The sequence below is a fragment of the Burkholderia sp. KJ006 genome (assembly GCF_000262695.1).
Classification (GTDB): Bacteria; Pseudomonadota; Gammaproteobacteria; order Burkholderiales; family Burkholderiaceae; genus Burkholderia; species Burkholderia vietnamiensis.
Window position 1 is genome coordinate 1,920,786 of record NC_017921.1, and the last position, 16,832, is coordinate 1,937,617.

General features: G+C 68.3%; 15 protein-coding genes. 3 read left to right on the plus strand and 12 right to left on the minus strand.

Annotation, left to right across the window (positions count from 1 at the left end):
• The first annotated feature begins 47 nt into the window (after positions 1-47).
• Genes MYA_RS22430 through MYA_RS22440 form a run of 3 tightly spaced genes read left to right on the plus strand, consistent with a single transcriptional unit; the run spans position 48 to position 3,149 of the window.
• Positions 48-1,112 (plus strand): acyltransferase family protein, encoded by a 1,065-nt coding sequence (locus tag MYA_RS22430; RefSeq protein ID WP_011881772.1) that lies wholly within the window; start codon positions 48-50, stop codon positions 1,110-1,112.
• 35 nt (positions 1,113-1,147) lie between these two features.
• A complete protein-coding gene (gmd, locus tag MYA_RS22435; RefSeq protein WP_011881771.1) occupies positions 1,148-2,194 on the plus strand; it encodes a GDP-mannose 4,6-dehydratase in 1,047 nt (348 codons plus the stop codon).
• Complete coding sequence (locus MYA_RS22440) at positions 2,181-3,149, plus strand: NAD-dependent epimerase/dehydratase family protein (RefSeq protein WP_014725183.1); 969 nt, start codon at positions 2,181-2,183, stop codon at positions 3,147-3,149. Before gmd ends, MYA_RS22440 begins: the two co-directional genes overlap by 14 nt.
• A gap of 123 nt (positions 3,150-3,272) precedes the next feature.
• On the opposite strand, the gene MYA_RS22445 is transcribed toward MYA_RS22440, so the two are convergent.
• From MYA_RS22445 to MYA_RS22500, 12 genes are all read right to left on the minus strand, one after another.
• Positions 3,273-4,463 carry an O-succinylhomoserine sulfhydrylase gene (locus tag MYA_RS22445; RefSeq protein WP_011881769.1) on the minus strand — a complete coding sequence of 397 codons (1,191 nt, stop codon included), beginning with the start codon at positions 4,461-4,463 and terminating at the stop codon, positions 3,273-3,275.
• A gap of 243 nt (positions 4,464-4,706) precedes the next feature.
• Positions 4,707-6,239, minus strand: coding sequence for an amidophosphoribosyltransferase (gene purF / locus MYA_RS22450; protein ID WP_011881768.1), 1,533 nt, complete (start codon positions 6,237-6,239; stop codon positions 4,707-4,709).
• Positions 6,240-6,290: 51 nt separating this feature from the next.
• A complete protein-coding gene (locus MYA_RS22455; protein ID WP_011881767.1) occupies positions 6,291-6,785 on the minus strand; it encodes a CvpA family protein in 495 nt (164 codons plus the stop codon).
• Positions 6,786-6,791: 6 nt separating this feature from the next.
• Positions 6,792-7,667 carry an SPOR domain-containing protein gene (locus MYA_RS22460; RefSeq protein ID WP_014725184.1) on the minus strand — a complete coding sequence of 292 codons (876 nt, stop codon included), beginning with the start codon at positions 7,665-7,667 and terminating at the stop codon, positions 6,792-6,794.
• A 29-nt stretch (positions 7,668-7,696) separates the two neighbouring features.
• On the minus strand, positions 7,697-9,007 hold the full coding sequence (gene folC / locus MYA_RS22465) for a bifunctional tetrahydrofolate synthase/dihydrofolate synthase (RefSeq protein WP_014725185.1): 1,311 nt from the start codon (positions 9,005-9,007) through the stop codon (positions 7,697-7,699).
• Positions 9,008-9,107: 100 nt separating this feature from the next.
• Positions 9,108-9,980 carry an acetyl-CoA carboxylase, carboxyltransferase subunit beta gene (gene accD, locus MYA_RS22470; protein WP_011881764.1) on the minus strand — a complete coding sequence of 291 codons (873 nt, stop codon included), beginning with the start codon at positions 9,978-9,980 and terminating at the stop codon, positions 9,108-9,110.
• 63 nt (positions 9,981-10,043) lie between these two features.
• Positions 10,044-10,862 carry a tryptophan synthase subunit alpha gene (trpA, locus tag MYA_RS22475; protein ID WP_011881763.1) on the minus strand — a complete coding sequence of 273 codons (819 nt, stop codon included), beginning with the start codon at positions 10,860-10,862 and terminating at the stop codon, positions 10,044-10,046.
• Between the two features lie 91 nt (positions 10,863-10,953).
• Positions 10,954-11,805 carry a DNA-methyltransferase gene (locus MYA_RS22480; protein WP_014725186.1) on the minus strand — a complete coding sequence of 284 codons (852 nt, stop codon included), beginning with the start codon at positions 11,803-11,805 and terminating at the stop codon, positions 10,954-10,956.
• A 7-nt stretch (positions 11,806-11,812) separates the two neighbouring features.
• Positions 11,813-13,006 (minus strand): tryptophan synthase subunit beta, encoded by a 1,194-nt coding sequence (gene trpB, locus MYA_RS22485; protein WP_014725187.1) that lies wholly within the window; start codon positions 13,004-13,006, stop codon positions 11,813-11,815.
• A 55-nt stretch (positions 13,007-13,061) separates the two neighbouring features.
• Positions 13,062-13,760 (minus strand): phosphoribosylanthranilate isomerase, encoded by a 699-nt coding sequence (locus MYA_RS22490; RefSeq protein ID WP_041494179.1) that lies wholly within the window; start codon positions 13,758-13,760, stop codon positions 13,062-13,064.
• Positions 13,757-14,569 carry a tRNA pseudouridine(38-40) synthase TruA gene (gene truA / locus MYA_RS22495; protein WP_011881759.1) on the minus strand — a complete coding sequence of 271 codons (813 nt, stop codon included), beginning with the start codon at positions 14,567-14,569 and terminating at the stop codon, positions 13,757-13,759. Before truA ends, MYA_RS22490 begins: the two co-directional genes overlap by 4 nt.
• Positions 14,569-16,716: a FimV/HubP family polar landmark protein gene (locus MYA_RS22500; protein ID WP_011881758.1), complete on the minus strand. Its 2,148-nt coding sequence runs from the start codon at positions 16,714-16,716 to the stop codon at positions 14,569-14,571. Before MYA_RS22500 ends, truA begins: the two co-directional genes overlap by 1 nt.
• Positions 16,717-16,832 lie beyond the last annotated feature (116 nt).

A 16,832-nucleotide genomic window follows, 5' to 3' on the forward strand; every position in this document is an offset into this window, starting at 1 on the left:
GCGCGGCACGGCGGCGCATTGGCCGCGCGTCGCGAAGGAGCGGCGCGATGACGAACCTGTCGCATCAGGCCGCTGGCGCGCCGCCGCAACACGGCCGCATCGTGCAGCTCGACGGGCTGCGCGCGATCGCGGTCGGCGCCGTGTTCCTGCAGCACGCGCTGAAGGCGCCGCTATGGATGGGGGTCGATCTGTTCTTCGTGTTGAGCGGGCTGCTGATCACCGGCATCCTGCTGGAGCGCAAGGCGCGCGGGCAGTCGTATTTCGGCCACTTCTACGCACGCCGCGTGCGGCGCATCCTGCCGCCGTACGTGTTGCTGCTGGTCGTGTCGACGCTGCTGTTCGGCGCGAGCTGGCTGCCGCACTGGCCCTGGTTCGCGTTCTTCTCGACCAACATCGGGCTGTCGCTCGGCAGCATCGGCCACGACAGCCTGAACGTGCTGTGGTCGCTCGCCGTCGAGGAGCAGTTCTACATCTTCTGGCCGTTCATCGTGCTGTGGTGTTCGGAGCGCGCGCTGCTGTGGGTGGCCGCCGCGCTCGTCGTCGCGGCGCCCGTGCTGCGCGCGATCGCGACGCCGTGGTTCGATTCGTTCTGGCCGATCTACTACCTGACGCCGTTCCGGATGGACCTGCTCGCCGCCGGCGCGCTGCTCGCCATCCTGCTGCGCCGCGACCGTCGCGCGCTCGAGCCGTTCTATCCGCTCGCGATCGTCGGCGCGCTCGTCGCGCTGGCGATCCTCGGCTGGCTGCACCTGTCGTTCCCGCGCTTTCGCGCGGCCAACACGCCGCTGTCGAACGCCGCGCTCTACAGCATCTCACTGCTGCTCTGCACGTCGATCGTCGTGATCGCGCTGCGCGGCCGCGGCATCGTGCAGCGCGTGCTGACGAACCCGCTGCTCGTCTACGTCGGCACCGTCAGCTACACGGTCTACCTGATCCACCTGAGCGTGCTGTACGCGCTGTGGCCGCTGCACCTGAACCGCTTCGTCACGGCCGCGCTCGCGCTCGCGATCACGCTCGCCTACGCGACGCTGAGCTGGTACGGCTTCGAGCGACGCCTGACCCGCGGCCCCGCTCGCAGCGCATTGCCGGCCGCCGCGCGCACGACCGCCTGACTTTCTCAATCCATCGTTTCGACCAGGACATTGCCATGAGCCAAACTCGCAAGAAGGCCATCATCACGGGGATCACCGGGCAGGACGGCGCCTATCTGGCCAAGCTGCTGCTCGACAAGGGCTACGAAGTAACGGGCACCTACCGTCGCACGAGCTCGGTGAACTTCTGGCGCATCGCGGAACTGGGCGTCGCCACGCATCCGAACCTGACGCTCGTCGAACACGATCTGACCGATGCCGGCTCGAGCCTGCGGCTGCTCGAACGCACGCAGCCGGACGAGCTGTACAACCTGGCTGCGCAGAGCTTCGTCGGCGTGTCGTTCGATCAGCCCGCGACGACCGCCGAGGTGACCGGCATCGGCCCGCTGAACCTGCTCGAGGCGATCCGCGTGGTGAGCCCGAAAACGCGCTTCTATCAGGCGTCGACGTCCGAGATGTTCGGCAAGGTGCAGGCGATTCCGCAGACGGAAACGACCGCGTTTTACCCGCGCAGCCCGTACGGCGTCGCGAAGCTGTACGCGCACTGGATGACGGTCAACTATCGCGAGTCGTACGGGCTGTTCGGCTGCAGCGGCATCCTGTTCAATCACGAATCGCCGCTGCGCGGCCGCGAGTTCGTCACGCGCAAGATCACCGACACCGTCGCGAAGATCACGCTCGGCCACGCGAACAAGCTCGAGCTCGGCAACCTCGACGCGAAGCGCGACTGGGGCTTTGCGCTCGAATACGTCGAAGGGATGTGGCGGATGCTGCAGGTCGACGAGCCCGACACCTACGTGCTCGCGACCAATCGCACCGAGACCGTGCGCGACTTCGTGCAGATGGCGTTCGCGGCGGCCGGCTACCAGATCGAATGGACCGGCAAGGGCGAGAAGGAACGCGGGCTCGACGCATCGAACGGCAACGTGCTGGTCGAAGTGAATCCGAAGTTCTACCGCCCTGCCGAGGTCGATCTGCTGATCGGCAGCGCGGACAAGGCGAAGTCCAAGCTCGGCTGGGCGCCGCAGACGACGCTGGAGCAACTTTGCCAGATGATGGTCGAGGCGGACCTGACGCGGAATCGTCAACATGACACGTACTGAGGCCGGCCGCCCGTCGCGCCGTGCGTTCGTCACGGGTGTGACCGGCTTCACCGGCCGCTACATGGCGCAGCGCCTCGCCGCGGCCGGCTACGACGTGTGGGGCACGGTCGCGCCCGGCACGGCGCGCCCCGACGATCCTGCCTTCGCGCATTGCACGCTGCTGCCGGTCGATCTGCTCGACGCCGACGCGATGCGCGCGGCCGTCGCCGATGCGCGCCCCGATGCCGTCGTGCACCTCGCGGCCCGCGCGCACGTCGCACGCGACGAGCCGTCGCAGACCTACGCGGTCAACATCGTCGGCACGCGCAACCTGCTGGCCGCGCTCGCGGGCCTCGACCGCCGTCCGTCGGCGGTGCTGCTCGCGAGCAGCGCGAACATCTACGGCAACTCGACGGCCGGCGTGATCGACGAAACGGTCGCGCCCGCGCCGGCGAACGACTATGCGGTCAGCAAGCTCGCGATGGAATACGCGGCGAAGCTGTGGGCCGATCGCCTGCCGATCGTGATCGCACGGCCGTTCAACTACACGGGCGTGGGCCAGGACGATGCCTACCTGCTGCCGAAGCTCGTGTCGCACTATGCGAGCCGCGCGCCGCGCATCTCTCTGGGCAATCTCGACGTGAGCCGCGATTTTTCCGACGTGCGCGACGTGACGGCCGCGTATCTGAAGCTGCTCGAAGCCGCGCCGGCCGGCGAGACGTTCAACGTGTGCTCGGAGCGCGCGTATTCGCTGAAGGAAGTGCTCGCGATGCTGTCGCGCATCGCCGGCTACGTGATCGACGTGACGATCGATCCGCGCTTCGTGCGGCACAACGAAGTGAAGCGCCTGAGCGGCTCGCGCGACAAGCTGCGGCGCGCGGTTGGCGAATTGCCGGTGACGCCGCTCGACGACACGCTGCGCTGGATGATGGACGCGGTGCGCGACGCGCCGCGGCAGGCTGCGCACGCCGGCTGATTCGCGCGGCGCGTGCGCGTGCGTGCGTGCGTCGCCGGCAGAAACACGGCAGGCAAAAAAAACGGGCCGCTCGATGTCGAGCGGCCCGTTGCATGACCGGCGCAGAACGCCGCGCTGTCGCGCTCAGCCGCCGAGGCCGCGCGCGAGATCGTTGCGCAGATCGCCCGCGTACTCGAGGCCGACCGCGAGGCGGATCAGCCCCTCGGTGATCCCGGCGGCCGCGCGCGCTTCCGGCGTGACGCGCGCGTGCGTGGTCGTCGCCGGATGCGTGATCGTCGTGCGCGTATCGCCGAGGTTGCCGGTGATCGAGATCAGCTGCGTGCCGTCGATCACGCGCCATGCGTTCGCGCGCTGCTGCTCGGGCGTGTCGCCCTTCAGCTCGAACGAGACGATCGCACCGCCCGCCTTCTGTTGCCGCTTCGCGAGCTCGTACTGCGGATGCGATTCGAGCCCCGGATAGAACACGCGCGCCACGGCCGGATGCGCGTCGAGCCAGCGCGCGATTTCGAGCGCATTCGCCGACTGCTTCTCGACGCGCAGCGACAGCGTTTCCATCCCCTTCAGCAGCACCCATGCGTTGAACGCCGACAACGTCGGGCCCGCGCTGCGCACGAACGGGAACACCTTGCCCATGATGAATTCCTTCGAGCCGACCAGCGCGCCGCCGAGCACGCGGCCCTGGCCGTCGAGGAACTTGGTCGCCGAGTGCATCACGACGTCGGCGCCGAGTTTCAGCGGCTGCTGCAGCACCGGGCTGCAGAAACAGTTGTCGACGACGAACAGCGCGTTCGCGGCCTTCGCGATCTTGCCGATCGCTTCGATGTCGGCGAGCTCGGTCAGCGGGTTCGACGGCGTTTCGAGGAAGAACATCTTCGTCTCGGGCCGCACCGCTTCGCGCCATGCGTTCAGGTCGGTCGGATCGACGAAGGTCGTCGTGATGCCGAACTTGCTGAAGATCTGCGAGAACATCCCGAGCGTCGAACCGAACAGGCTGCGCGAGCTGACGAGGTGATCGCCCGCCTGCAGCGCCGACATCACGACCGACATGATCGCGGCCATCCCGGATGCCGTCGCGATGCACGCCTCGCCGCCTTCGAGCGCCGCGAGACGATCCTGGAACATGGAGACCGTCGGGTTCGTGAAGCGCGAATAGGTGAAATAGTCTTCCGAATTCGCGAAGCGCTCCGCTGCGTCGGCTGCGCTCTTGAAGCAGAAGCTCGACGTGAGGAACAGCGCTTCCGAGTGCTCGTTGTATTCGCTGCGCTGCGTGCCCGCGCGCACGGCGAGCGTGTCGAAGTTGAGGGAGTCGTCCATGTTCCGTTTTCCGTATTCGAGGGCCGCGCATCGCGCGCGCCCAGCCACAAATCAGGCCAAAACAAAAAGCCCGCTATGCGTCGGCATCAGCGGGCTTCGGTGCGGTACGACAGCGGTCGACTCGGGCCGGCTGCCGCCGGCCTTCGCTTTAGCTGTTTTGGGAGATCGCCCCGCGTCCGCAAGCTGAATCAAATCGACGCAAGGCGCCATCCTATCACGCTTCGTCGCAAGCGTGCGCCGGCGTCACTCCACCGACAGTTGCAGGTTCATCTGCGAACGCGCGGTGTCGCTCGCGGTGTCGCGATCGGCCTGCGATGCCGGTGCGAGGCGCGCGCGCTCGATCGCGTCGAGGTACTCGGGCGTCACGGCGCCGGTGATGTAGTTGCCGTCGAAGCACGACGCCTCGAAGCCTTCCAGCTTCGGGTTGATGTCGCGCACCGCGCGGCGCAGGTCGTCGACGTCCTGATAGATCAGGTGGTCGGCGCCGATGATCTTCGCGACCTCCTCATCGGTGCGGCCGTGGGCGACCAGCTCGCCGCGCGTCGGCATGTCGATGCCGTACACGTTCGGGAACTTCACGGGCGGCGCGGCCGACGCGAAGATCACCGACTTCGCGCCCGCATCGCGCGCCATCTGCACGATCTCGTGCGAGGTCGTGCCGCGCACGATCGAATCGTCGACGATCAGCACGTGCTTGTCCTTGAACTCGATGCTCATCGCGTTGAGCTTCTGGCGCACCGACTTCTTGCGCACGGCCTGGCCCGGCATGATGAACGTGCGGCCGACGTAGCGGTTCTTGAAGAAGCCTTCGCGATACTCGACGCCCAGCTTCGCCGCGACCTGCATCGCCGCCGGACGCGACGAATCGGGGATCGGCATCACGACGTCGATCGGCACGTTCGGCAGCTCGCGGCGGATCTTCTCGGCGAGGTAATCGCCCATGCGCAGGCGCACGTTGTAGACGGGCACGCCGTCGAGGCACGAATCCGGACGCGCGAGGTACACGTATTCGAACATGCACGGGTTGAGCGTCGGATTTTCAGCGCACTGCTGGCTGTGGAAGTTGCCGGCCTTGTCGATGAAGATCGCTTCGCCCGGCTCCACGTCGCGCACGAATTCGAAGCCGATGCCTTCGACGGCCACCGACTCCGACGCGACCATCCATTCGGTGCCGTGTTCGGTTTCGAGCTTGCCGATGCAGAGCGGGCGGATGCCGAACGGATCGCGGAACGCGACGAGGCCGTAGCCGGCGATCAGCGACACGATGGCGTACGAGCCCTGCAGACGGCGGTGCACGCCCGCGACTGCCTTGAACAGCGAGGCCGGATCGAGCTCCAGGCCGGTGGTCGACAGTTGCAGCTCGTGCGCGAACACGTTCAGCAACACTTCGCTGTCGGAATTGGTGTTGATGTGCCGGCGATCGATCCGGAACATCTCGTCCTTCAGCTGTTGCCAGTTCGTCAGGTTGCCGTTGTGCGCGAGGATGATCCCGAACGGCGCGTTCACGTAGAACGGCTGTGCCTCGGCTTCGCTCGACGCCGAACCGGCCGTCGGATAGCGGACCTGGCCGATGCCGAAGGTGCCGGGCAGGCTGCGCATGTTGCGCGTGCGGAACACGTCGCGCACCATGCCGTTCGCCTTGTACATGTGGAAATTGCTGCCGTCCGCCGTCGCGATGCCCGCTGCGTCCTGACCGCGATGCTGCAGCAACAGCAAGCTGTCATAGATCAGCTGGTTGACAGGGGATTGGGAAATAACACCTACGATGCCGCACATGGCATGTCCTTCAAGATGACAAAATCGGTTACGTCCTGCCCGGCCGCGTCGTCACACGCGTACGTACTGGGCCATGCCGTCGGGCAGGAGCTGCTTCAGCTCGTGCACGCCCTGCTCGGCGAAAGGACGCAATAGCGCATTGCGCCAGAAATCCTGTTTGGGCAACTCGGTCAGCCCGGCCGCCGCGACCAGCAGCACCACCAGCACGCAGCCGCGCACGAGGCCGAACATCATGCCCAGCGAGCGATCGACACCGCCGAGGCCCGTCACCTGCGCGATGCGCGACAACAGCGCATTCGCGACGCCGGCGACGAACACGACGCCGATCACGATCAACGCGAACGCCAGCACCCACTGTGTCAGCGCGCCGCCCGGCCAGTTCGCCGGTATGTACGGCTCCACGAGTCCGACATAGCGGGCCGCGATCACGACCGCCGCGATCCAGCCGATCAGCCCGAAAATCTCCGAGACGAAACCGCGCCATGCGCCACGCAGCGCAGACAACGCGATCACCGCCAATACAGCGTAGTCGAAAGCAGTCAGCATCGCACGTTACTGCGTGAGCCCGGCTTCGCGCACTTTCGCGATCGCGGCGGACGCCGCCGCGCGATCCGCGAACGGGCCGGCACGCAGCAGTGTAGCCGTGCTGCCGTCCGCCTGCTTGCGATGCTCGACATATGCGGGCACGCCCGCCGATTTCAACTTCGTCGCCCACGAACGCGCCGTTACGTCGTCCTTGAACGACCCGAGCTGCACCGCGAAGCGTGCGCCGGCCGGCGAGGCAGGCGAAGAGGCGTCGCCGGCGTCGGCCGCGACGTCGGTATTGGCTGCCGCCACTGCTGCGGGCGCCGGCTTCGGCGCGGGCGCAGCGGGCTTCGCGGCCGGTTTGGCGGCCGGCTTTGCGGCGGCTTTCGGCGGCGTCACGCTGGCCGTGGCCGTCGTGGTATCGGGTTTGGCAGCCGGCTTGGCCGCGTCCTTCGCGTCCTTCGCGTCCTTCGCGTCCTTCGTGTCTTGCGCAGCGGCGGCGACCGCCGCATCGGATGCCGGCGGCTCGTCGTGCGCGACGCCCGCCTGCACGTCGGCGGCGTCGTCGTCGCGCGGCGCGACCGCTTGATGTGCGGGGCGATTCGGAATGTCGATCGCGATGTCGTCCGTCACCGGCTTCGGATGCGAGTCGAGGACCATCGGCAGCACGATCACCGCGGCGACGACGAGCGCGATCGCGCCGACGAGGCGCCGGCGCGCGCGTTGCTTTTCAGGAAGGGTCGGATCGAGGAGCAGCGCGTCCGATTCCGGCCGCTCGGTGCGGCGCGTACGTCGCTCGACGCGCTCCGCGCGCTCGGTGCGCACGTTCCGGGAGGCCCCGGTACGACCGCCGCGCCGCGGGGGCGCGTCGTCGTCTTTCTTGCCGAACGAGAAAATTCCCATGAATGGCTGAGTCCGAAACTGCCCGACAGTCAGTGTTGCTGCGATTTCCGGTAGGCCATCACACCTGCCACCGTATGGAAACTGCCGAAAACCACGATTCTATCATTCTCGGATGCTCTTTTTAGTGCATCGCGAAACGCATCGGCCGGCGACGCGAACCGCGTGACGCTCGAATCGGGGCCGTCCTGCACGCCGGCATGGCGCAGCGCCGCTTCGAGCTGCTCCGCGCTCGCCGCGCGCGGCAGCGGCAGATCGGTCACGCACCAGTGGTCGATCTCGCCCTTCAGGTGCCGCAGCACGCCGTCGATGTCCTTGTCGTGCATCGCGCCGAACACCGCGTACGTGTACGGGAAGAAGCCCATGTTGCCGAGGTTCTGCTCGAGCACCGCGGCCGCGTGCGGGTTGTGCGCGACGTCGAGCACGATCGCCGGCTTGCCGGGCAGCACCTGGAAACGGCCGGGTAGCTCGACGTTCGCGAGCCCGAGGCGGATGTCCTGCGCCGACACCGGCAGCACCGGGCGCAGCGCTTCGAGCGCGGCAAGCGCGGCCGACGCGTTGATCAGCTGATTCGCGCCGCGCAGCGCCGGATAGGCCAGCGCCGGATAGCGCTTGTCGCGGCCGAGGTAGCTCCATTGCTGGCGCTCCGCGCCCGGCTGCGCCTCGTAGCGGAAATCGCGGCCGACCAGCCAGAGGTCCGCGCCGATCGCAGCGGCGTGGTCGACGAGCGTATGCGGCGCCGCCGGGTCGCCGCAGATCGCCGGCTTGCCCGCGCGGAAGATGCCCGCCTTCTCGAACGCGATCTTTTCGCGCGTGTCGCCGAGGTATTCGGTGTGGTCGATGTCGATGCTCGTGACGACCGCGCAATCGGTGTCGATCACGTTCACCGCGTCGAGGCGGCCGCCGAGGCCGACTTCGAGGATCACCGCGTCGAGCCCGCGCGATGCGAACAGATGCAGGATCGCGAGCGTCGTGAACTCGAAGTACGTGAGCGAGACCGGCTCGGGCAGCGACGTGCGGGCGGCTTCGACCGCTTCGAAATGCGGCAGCAGCTCGGCGTCGGCGACCTGCTGCCCGTTCACGCGCGCGCGCTCGGCGAATTCGAGCAGGTGCGGCGACGTGTGGCAGCCGACCTTGTAGCCCGCGTGAACCAGGATCGCCTCGAGGAACGCGCAGGTCGAGCCCTTGCCGTTCGTGCCGCCGACCGTGATGACCGGGCACGCGAATTCGAGCTGCAGCGCGGCCTTGACCTGCGCGATGCGGGTCAGGCCCATGTCGATGCCGACCGGGTGGGCGCGCTCGAGATGCGAAAGCCAGGCGTCGAGAGTGGGGAAAGTGCTCATCGGATCAAATCTGAATCGGTACGGCCACTACGCCAAAAAACGAAGCGCGCCGCCCGGCGGATCAGCCGGGCGACGCGCGCAGTTCACAACGTCGCGCCAATCAGGCCAGCGCGTCGGCCGGCTGCCGCTGCAACAGCGCGAGCAATTGCGCGATCTCGTCGCGCAGCTTGCGGCGGTCGACGATCATGTCGATCGCGCCCGTCTTCAGCAGGAATTCCGCACGCTGGAAGCCTTCCGGCAGCTTCTCGCGCACCGTCTGCTCGATCACGCGCGGGCCAGCGAAGCCGATCAGCGCCTTCGGCTCGGCAATCACGACGTCGCCGAGGAACGCGAAGCTCGCGGACACGCCGCCCATCGTCGGATCGGTCAGCACCGAGATGAACGGCAGCTTGGCTTCGGCCAGCTTCGTCAGCATCGCGGTGGTCTTGGCCATCTGCATCAGCGACAGCAGGCTTTCCTGCATGCGCGCGCCGCCCGATGCCGTGAAACAGATGAACGGCACCTGCTGCTCGAGCGCGTTCTGCGCGCCGCGCGTGAAGCGCTCGCCGACGACCGAGCCCATCGAGCCGCCCATGAACGAGAATTCGAAGCAGGCCGCGACCACCGGCAGCGTGTGGATCGCGCCGCCCATCACCACCATCGCGTCGGTCTCGCCCGTGTCGTCCATCGCTTCCTTCAGACGATCGGGGTACTTGCGGCTGTCCTTGAACTTCAGCGAGTCGACCGGCACGATTTCCTGGCCGATCTCATAGCGGCCTTCCGGATCGAGCAGCGCGTCGAGACGCTCGCGCGCGCCGATGCGCATGTGGTGATCGCACTTCGGGCACACGTGGAGGTTCGCGTCCACGTCGTTGCGGTACAGCACGGCCTCGCAGGACGGGCATTTGACCCACAGCCCTTCCGGAATGCCCTTGCGGCTTTTCGGGTCGGTCTGCTTGATCTTCGGCGGCAACAGTTTGTCGAGCCAGCTCATCGTATGGTTTCCTGTTCCGTGGCGGGGCGGGCCTTGCGGCCGTTCCCGCTTCCTGTGTTGTGTTTATCGCGCCGTCTTGCCGGCGCCGTCCAGCGCGGCGCGCAGCTCGGCGATGAACGACTTCAGCGCGGCGGCGGCGCCTTCCGGTGCGGCGCTTTCCAGCAATTGCACCAGACGGCTGCCGATCACGACGGCATCCGACACTTCGGCCACCGCGCGCGCCGTTTCGGCGTCGCGGATGCCGAAGCCGACGCCCACCGGAACCGGCACGCGCGACTTGATGGCCGGGATTTTACCCGCAATGCTCGAAACATCCAGATTTCCGGCGCCGGTCACGCCCTTCAGCGACACGTAGTACACGTAGCCGCTCGCGATCTTGCCCACGTCCGCGATGCGTTCGTCGGTCGACGTCGGCGCGAGCAGGAAGATCGGATCGATCTGCGCGGCGCGCATTTTCTCGGCGAACACGCCGGCTTCCTCGGGCGGATAGTCGACCACGAGCACGCCGTCGACGCCCGCCGCGTGGGCTTCGGTCGCGAACGCGTCGACGCCCATCCGCTCGATCGGGTTCGCATAACCCATCAGCACGACGGGGGTTTTCTGGTCGGTCTCGCGAAAGCGCTTCACGTCGGCGAGCACGGTCTTGAGCGTGACGCCGCGCGCGAGCGCGCGCTCCGACGAGCGCTGGATCACCGGGCCGTCGGCCATCGGGTCCGAGAACGGCACGCCGAGCTCGATCACGTCGGCGCCGCCCGCGGCGAGCGCGTGCATGAACTCGACGGTCTTCGCGGGATCGGGATCGCCGGCCGTGATGAACGGGATCAGGCCCTTGCGGCCTTGTTCGGCGAGCGCCGCGAAGGTCTGCTGGATACGGTTGGACATGGCAATTTTCCTTGTGTCGACCGGAGCGGGCGCTTCAGCGCTTAACTCCGATCCCATGCAAAGCGAGCGATCGGCACGGCGGCGGCGCGGCTCACGCGCACGCCTGCGCGGCGAGCGCGTTCACGCGCTCATGCGCGATCGCGCAATAACTTTCGTTGATCTCGTAGCCGACGAAGTCGCGCCCCTGCCGCGCGCAGGCCACCGCGGTCGTGCCGCTGCCCATGAACGGATCGAGCACGCGGCCGCCCGTCGGGCAGCTTGCGAGCACCATCCGCTCGATGATTTCCAGCGGCTTCTGGGTCGGATGATCGACGCGCTCCGCGTGCTGCCGATGCAGGCGCGAGACCGACCAGACGTCCTTCGGGTTGTAGCCCATCTCCAGCCACTTGCTGCCTTCGAACAGCTTGCGCGAGCGGGCCTTCTTCGTGTCGGCGTCGTAAGGGATGCGGACCGGATCGAGATCGAAGTAATACGCTTTCGAAACCGCGAAAAAGCCGATGTTGTCGTGCACCGACGTGAAACGGCGCGTCGTGCCGCCCATGCTCGGCACGCGCCGATCCCAGATGATCTCGTTGACCATCGTGAGCTTCGTCTTCAGGAAGCTGAAGATTTCCGGCGCGTACTGCCACGTGCAGAAGATGTACATCGACCCGCTCGGCTTGAGCTTCGGAATCGCGAGATCGAGCCACTCGCGCGTCCACGCGAGAAACGCGTCGCCCGAACGCTTGTCCGAGTCGTTGCCGTAGTCCTTGCCGAGCCCGTACGGCGGATCAGCGACGATCAGGTCGATCGACGCATCCGGCAGGCGCGCGGCTTCGGTCATGAAATCGCGGTTGTACAGCTCGATCCCGAGCGGCAGCGCGCGCGGCGCGGCGGCGGCCGGCTGCGCGGCCTCCGCTTCGCTCGCGGCGCCGCCGCCCGGTTGTTCGATCAGGTCACGCATCGGGCGGTCAGAGCGCGATGCCCGTTCGCTCGGCGACGGTGTGCATGTCCTTGTCGCCGCGGCCCGACAGGTTGACGAGCAGGATCTTGTCCTTCGGCAACGTCGGCGCGAGCTTCACGGCATATGCAAGCGCATGGCTCGACTCCAGCGCCGGAATGATCCCTTCGATCCGGCAGCAGTCGTGGAACGCCTTCAGCGCTTCTTCGTCGGTGATCGCCACGTACTGCGCGCGGCCGCTGTCCTTCAGCCATGCGTGCTCGGGGCCGACGCCCGGATAGTCGAGGCCGGCCGACACCGAATGCGTCTCGATGATCTGGCCGTTCTCGTCCTGCAGCAGGTACGTGCGGTTGCCGTGCAGCACGCCGGGGCTGCCGGCGATCAGCGATGCCGCGTGATGGCCCGACGCGAGGCCCTCGCCGGCCGCTTCGACGCCGATCAGCTGCACCGACGTGTCGTCGATGTACGGATAGAAGATGCCCATCGCGTTCGAGCCGCCGCCGACGCACGCGATCACCGCGTCCGGTTGACGGCCGGCCAGCTCCGGCATCTGCACGCGGCACTCGTCGCCGATCACGCGCTGGAAGTCGCGCACCATCGCCGGATACGGATGCGGGCCCGCGACCGTGCCGATGATGTAGAACGTGCTTTCGATGTTCGTGACCCAGTCGCGCATCGCCTCGTTGAGCGCGTCCTTCAGCGTGCGCGAACCCGATTCGACCGGCACGACCGTCGCGCCGAGCAGCTTCATCCGGTAAACGTTGGCGGCCTGGCGGCGCACGTCTTCCGCGCCCATGTAGACGACGCACTCCATCCCGAAGCGCGCGCAGATCGTCGCGGTCGCGACGCCGTGCTGGCCGGCGCCCGTCTCGGCGATCACGCGCTTCTTGCCCATGCGCTTCGCGAGCAGCGCCTGGCCGATCACGTTGTTGATCTTGTGCGCGCCGGTGTGGTTCAGGTCTTCGCGCTTCAGGTAGATCTGCGCGCCGCCGAGCATCTCGCTCCAGCGCTGCGCGTGATAGATCGGCGACGGCCGGCCGACGAAGTACTTGAGCTCGCGCTCGTACTCGGCGACGAATTCGGGGTCATTGCGGAATTTTTCGTACGCGGCGCGCAGTTCGTCCAGCGCGTGAATCAGCGTTTCGGCGACGAATACGCCGCCATACGGGCCGAAGTGGCCGTGATCATCAGGGAGGTTGTACATGGTGTCACTCTCGATCGGTCGGTGCGCCGCACTGTGGGGGCCGCACCGGCTTGCATCACCCGGCGTCCGCGTCGCGCACCGCGCGTACGAACGCCGCCATCCGGGCGTGATCCTTCACGCCCTTTGCGCCCGCCACTTCGATGCCGCTCGAGACATCGACAGCAAACGGACGCAACCGGCGGATCGCATCACCGACGTTTTGCGCGTTCAAGCCACCACTCAAAACGGCCCGATGCGCGAGCTCTGCGGGAATAAGTGACCAATCGAAGACCTTGCCGCTACCGCCGTAGTCCGGCACCAGGGTGTCGAACAGGAGGCCGCGCGCTTTCGAATAATGAAGATCCGATTCTACCAAATCGGCCGGCTGCGTCGAGGGGCCGACGCGCACCGCGCGCAACCACGGCAGCCGCGCCGCGCGGCCGAGGGCCTCGCACTGCTGCGGCGTCTCGTCGCCGTGGAACTGGAGCATCGTCAGCGGCACGTCGCGCACCACCGCCTCGATTTCGGCCTCGGTCGCGTTGACGAACAGCCCGACCACCGATACGAACGGCGGCGCGGCCTGCGCGAGCTCGGCCGCCTGCACGATCGTCACCGCGCGCGGGCTGTTCGGGTAGAACACGAGGCCGATCGCGTCGGCGCCGAGCGCGGCGGCGTGCAGCACGTCGTCGACGCGCGACAGCCCGCAAAGCTTGATGCGCGTGCGCGGCGCGACGCCGGACGCGGAAGTCGAAGGAAACACGGCCAGCTCCGTCATGGTTGGGGGTCCAGATCGGCCCAGACGCTGCTCCACGGCACGCTGCCGAGCTGCGCGGGCGGGACGGCGAATTCCGCCGGATAGCCGACGTGGGCGAGGTACAGCCCGTCCGCCATGAACGTCGGCGCGGCGAGATTGCGATCGCGGCCCGCGAGCACGTCGGCGAGCCAGTCGGCCGGGTAGCGGCCGCGCCCGACCGCGACGAGGCAGCCCATCAGGTTGCGCACCATGTGGTGCAGGAACGCGTTCGCGCGGAAGCGGAAATGGATGAAGTGCCCCGAACGTCGCACGTCGATCTGATACAGGTGTTTGACCGGCGTCTTCGACTGGCATTCCGACGAACGGAACGACGAGAAGTCGTGCTCGCCGATCAGGTGCACGGCGGCGGCGCGCATCGCGTCGTCGTCGAGCGGCGTGTGGATCCAGCCGGCCCGGCCGGCCAGCATCGGCGAGCGCACCGGATGCACGTACAGCGCGTAGTAGTAGGTGCGCTCGAACGCCGAGAAGCGCGCGTGGAACGTGTCGGGCATCGCCTTCGCCCACTGCACGGACACGGTCGGCGGCAGGAACGCGTTGGTGCCGCGCACCCACGAGAATTCCGCGCGATCGAGCGCCGTGTCGAAGTGGACGACCTGGCCGAGCCCGTGCACGCCCGTGTCGGTCCGTCCCGCGACCGTCGTGTGCAACGGCACGCACGCGAACTCGCCGAGCGCGCGCTCGAGCGCATCCTGCACGGTCTTGCCGTGCGGCTGCGCCTGCCAGCCGCAGAACGCGGCGCCGTCGTACTGAACCCCGAGCGCGATCCGCATCACGCGTCGGCCGCCAGTTTCGCGAGCAGTGCGCGCGCATCGTCGCGCGTGGCGGCGTCGTTTGCGTCGACCACCTCCTGCAGCAGCGTGCGCGCGCCCGACAGGTCGCCAAGCTCCACGTACTCCAACGCCAGATCCAGCTTGTTGCGGGCAATGCGCGCAAGCTCCTCCGGCGTCAGTGCGGGCAGCTCGGCATCGGGGGCGGACGGCAGATCGAGATCGAAATCGAGCTTCAATGCACCGAACCGGGCGCCGAGCGGCGGCAGCGGGGACGGCGTCGGCACCGTGGACGCGCCGCCCGCCTGCTCGGCAGGCGTGGTCGCATCCGGGTCCCAATCGAACTCGTCGTCGTGCTCGACGGATCGTTCATTCGATGCTTCCGCCACGCCCAGTGGCGGGCGCGGTGCGGCTTGACCGTTAGTTGCTGATTGCTCGCTTTCGGTTTGGGCTTCCGGCGCTTGCGGCACGGCGTGCTCGTCGGCGATGCGCGGCGGCAACGGCATGTCGAGGCTGTTCAACGCGTTGATCGCGTTCTGCATCAGCGCCTCGTGCTGCGTGTCGGTCGGTGTAGGAGCCGCGGGCGCCGTTTCAGCCGGCGCGTCTGCAGCGGCGGGCGCAGCAGCAGGCACGTCGGGCGGGAGCGCTGCTGCGGCGTGCGCTGCTGCGGGCGCTTCGGCTTCGGCTTCGGCGTGATCGTCGTGCGTCGACGCCTCTTCCGGCGGCGGCGCGACATCGGCCTCCCGCACGTCGGCCGTCTCTGCCGCGACCGCGGCGGCCGTCACGAGGCTCACGTCGGTCGCCGCATCGCGGGAAAACGGTGTGGCGGGCAGCGTCGGCGGCACGGGCTCGACGGCACGCGACGATGCGCCGAGGTCGGTGTCGATGTCGATGTCGACGGGTGCCGTATCACGGGATTGCGCCGGAGGCACGTCGGCGGACGACGCCGCAGCGGCGTCCGCGGCGCGCGCTTTCCTGCGCTTGCGCCATGCAAAACCCGCAATGAGGACGACAACGGCCGCGCCGGCTGCTGCGGCCGGACGCCAGTCCATCTGACCGGTCGCGCGAGGCGACGGCGGCGGCGCAACGCTCGTCACGGCCGGCGGCACGGTGGCCGACGCCGGCGCCACTGCGCTGGCGGCGGCACCGGAAGCCGCACCGGACGCCGCGTCGCCCGCGACCGCCGACGACGCAGCACCGGGTGCCGCGACATCGCCCTGAACCGGACGCACAGCGGCCGGCGCAGGCGCAACGTTGCCGGACGGCGCCGGCTTGCCGATGCCGTGCTTCTGCAACTCCATCAGCACGCGATTCTTCAGCGCGAGCAATTGCTGAAGGCTGGACGGCCGCGGCTGCGACGCACTCGCAGCCGCCGCCGCTGCGGGCGGCTGCTGTGCGTGCTGAGCCGCACCGCCTGCGGCCGGCTGCGCCGCAGCCTCGCTCGCGGACGACGGTGCGGACTGAATCGCGCCGTTCCAGACGTGCGGCCCGCTGGCGCCGCCGACCGGCGCCGCCGGTTGAGCGGTTGCGGCCGACGATGCACCGTGCGTCGCCGATGCGCCGGCCGAACTCGATGCACCGTTGGCGGCCGGGGCGTTCGCGCTGCTCGTGGGAGCGGCCGGCGCCGCGGGTGCGATCGGGGCGCTCGACACGGCCGATGCCGTCGGCGCGGCCACGGCGGCCGAGCCGGGATGGGCAGCCGACGCGCCGTGCTGCGCGCTCGCCGCCGCGCCGGAGCCCGCAGCTGCCGCGGACGCGGCCGATGCGCCCGATGCCGCGCCTGCCCCGGCCGGCACGAGCGCAGCGCCGCTAGCGTCCAGCGCCGGCACGGTCAGCGTCGCGCCGACTTTCAGCCGACTCGGGTCGCGCTTCATGAACGCCTGCGGATTCGCGTCGAACAGCGCGCGACCGGCACGCGCGAGCACGCCCGGGTCATGCGACTGCGTGGCGGCCTTCGCCAGATCGTTCAGCGACTGGCCCGGCTGGACCGTCACGGTGAGCGGAACGGCGCCGCCGGCGGCCGACGCCGGCAGTTCGCCGGGGCTGGCCGCACCGGCCGAAGCGGCCGCGCCGAGCGCCAGGACCGCCAGTGCGCCGCACACGGCGCGCGACAGGCGGGACTGACGCGGAAACAGGGAATTTCGGGACATCGTGGGCTCTATCGCCGCGCGCGGGCGCGGCTCGGATTCGCGTAGGGAAGCGTCTATAAACTCGCCGCAGAAATGCAAAAGCGTCGCGCGGAACGCGACGCTTTCGGCGGCTCTGC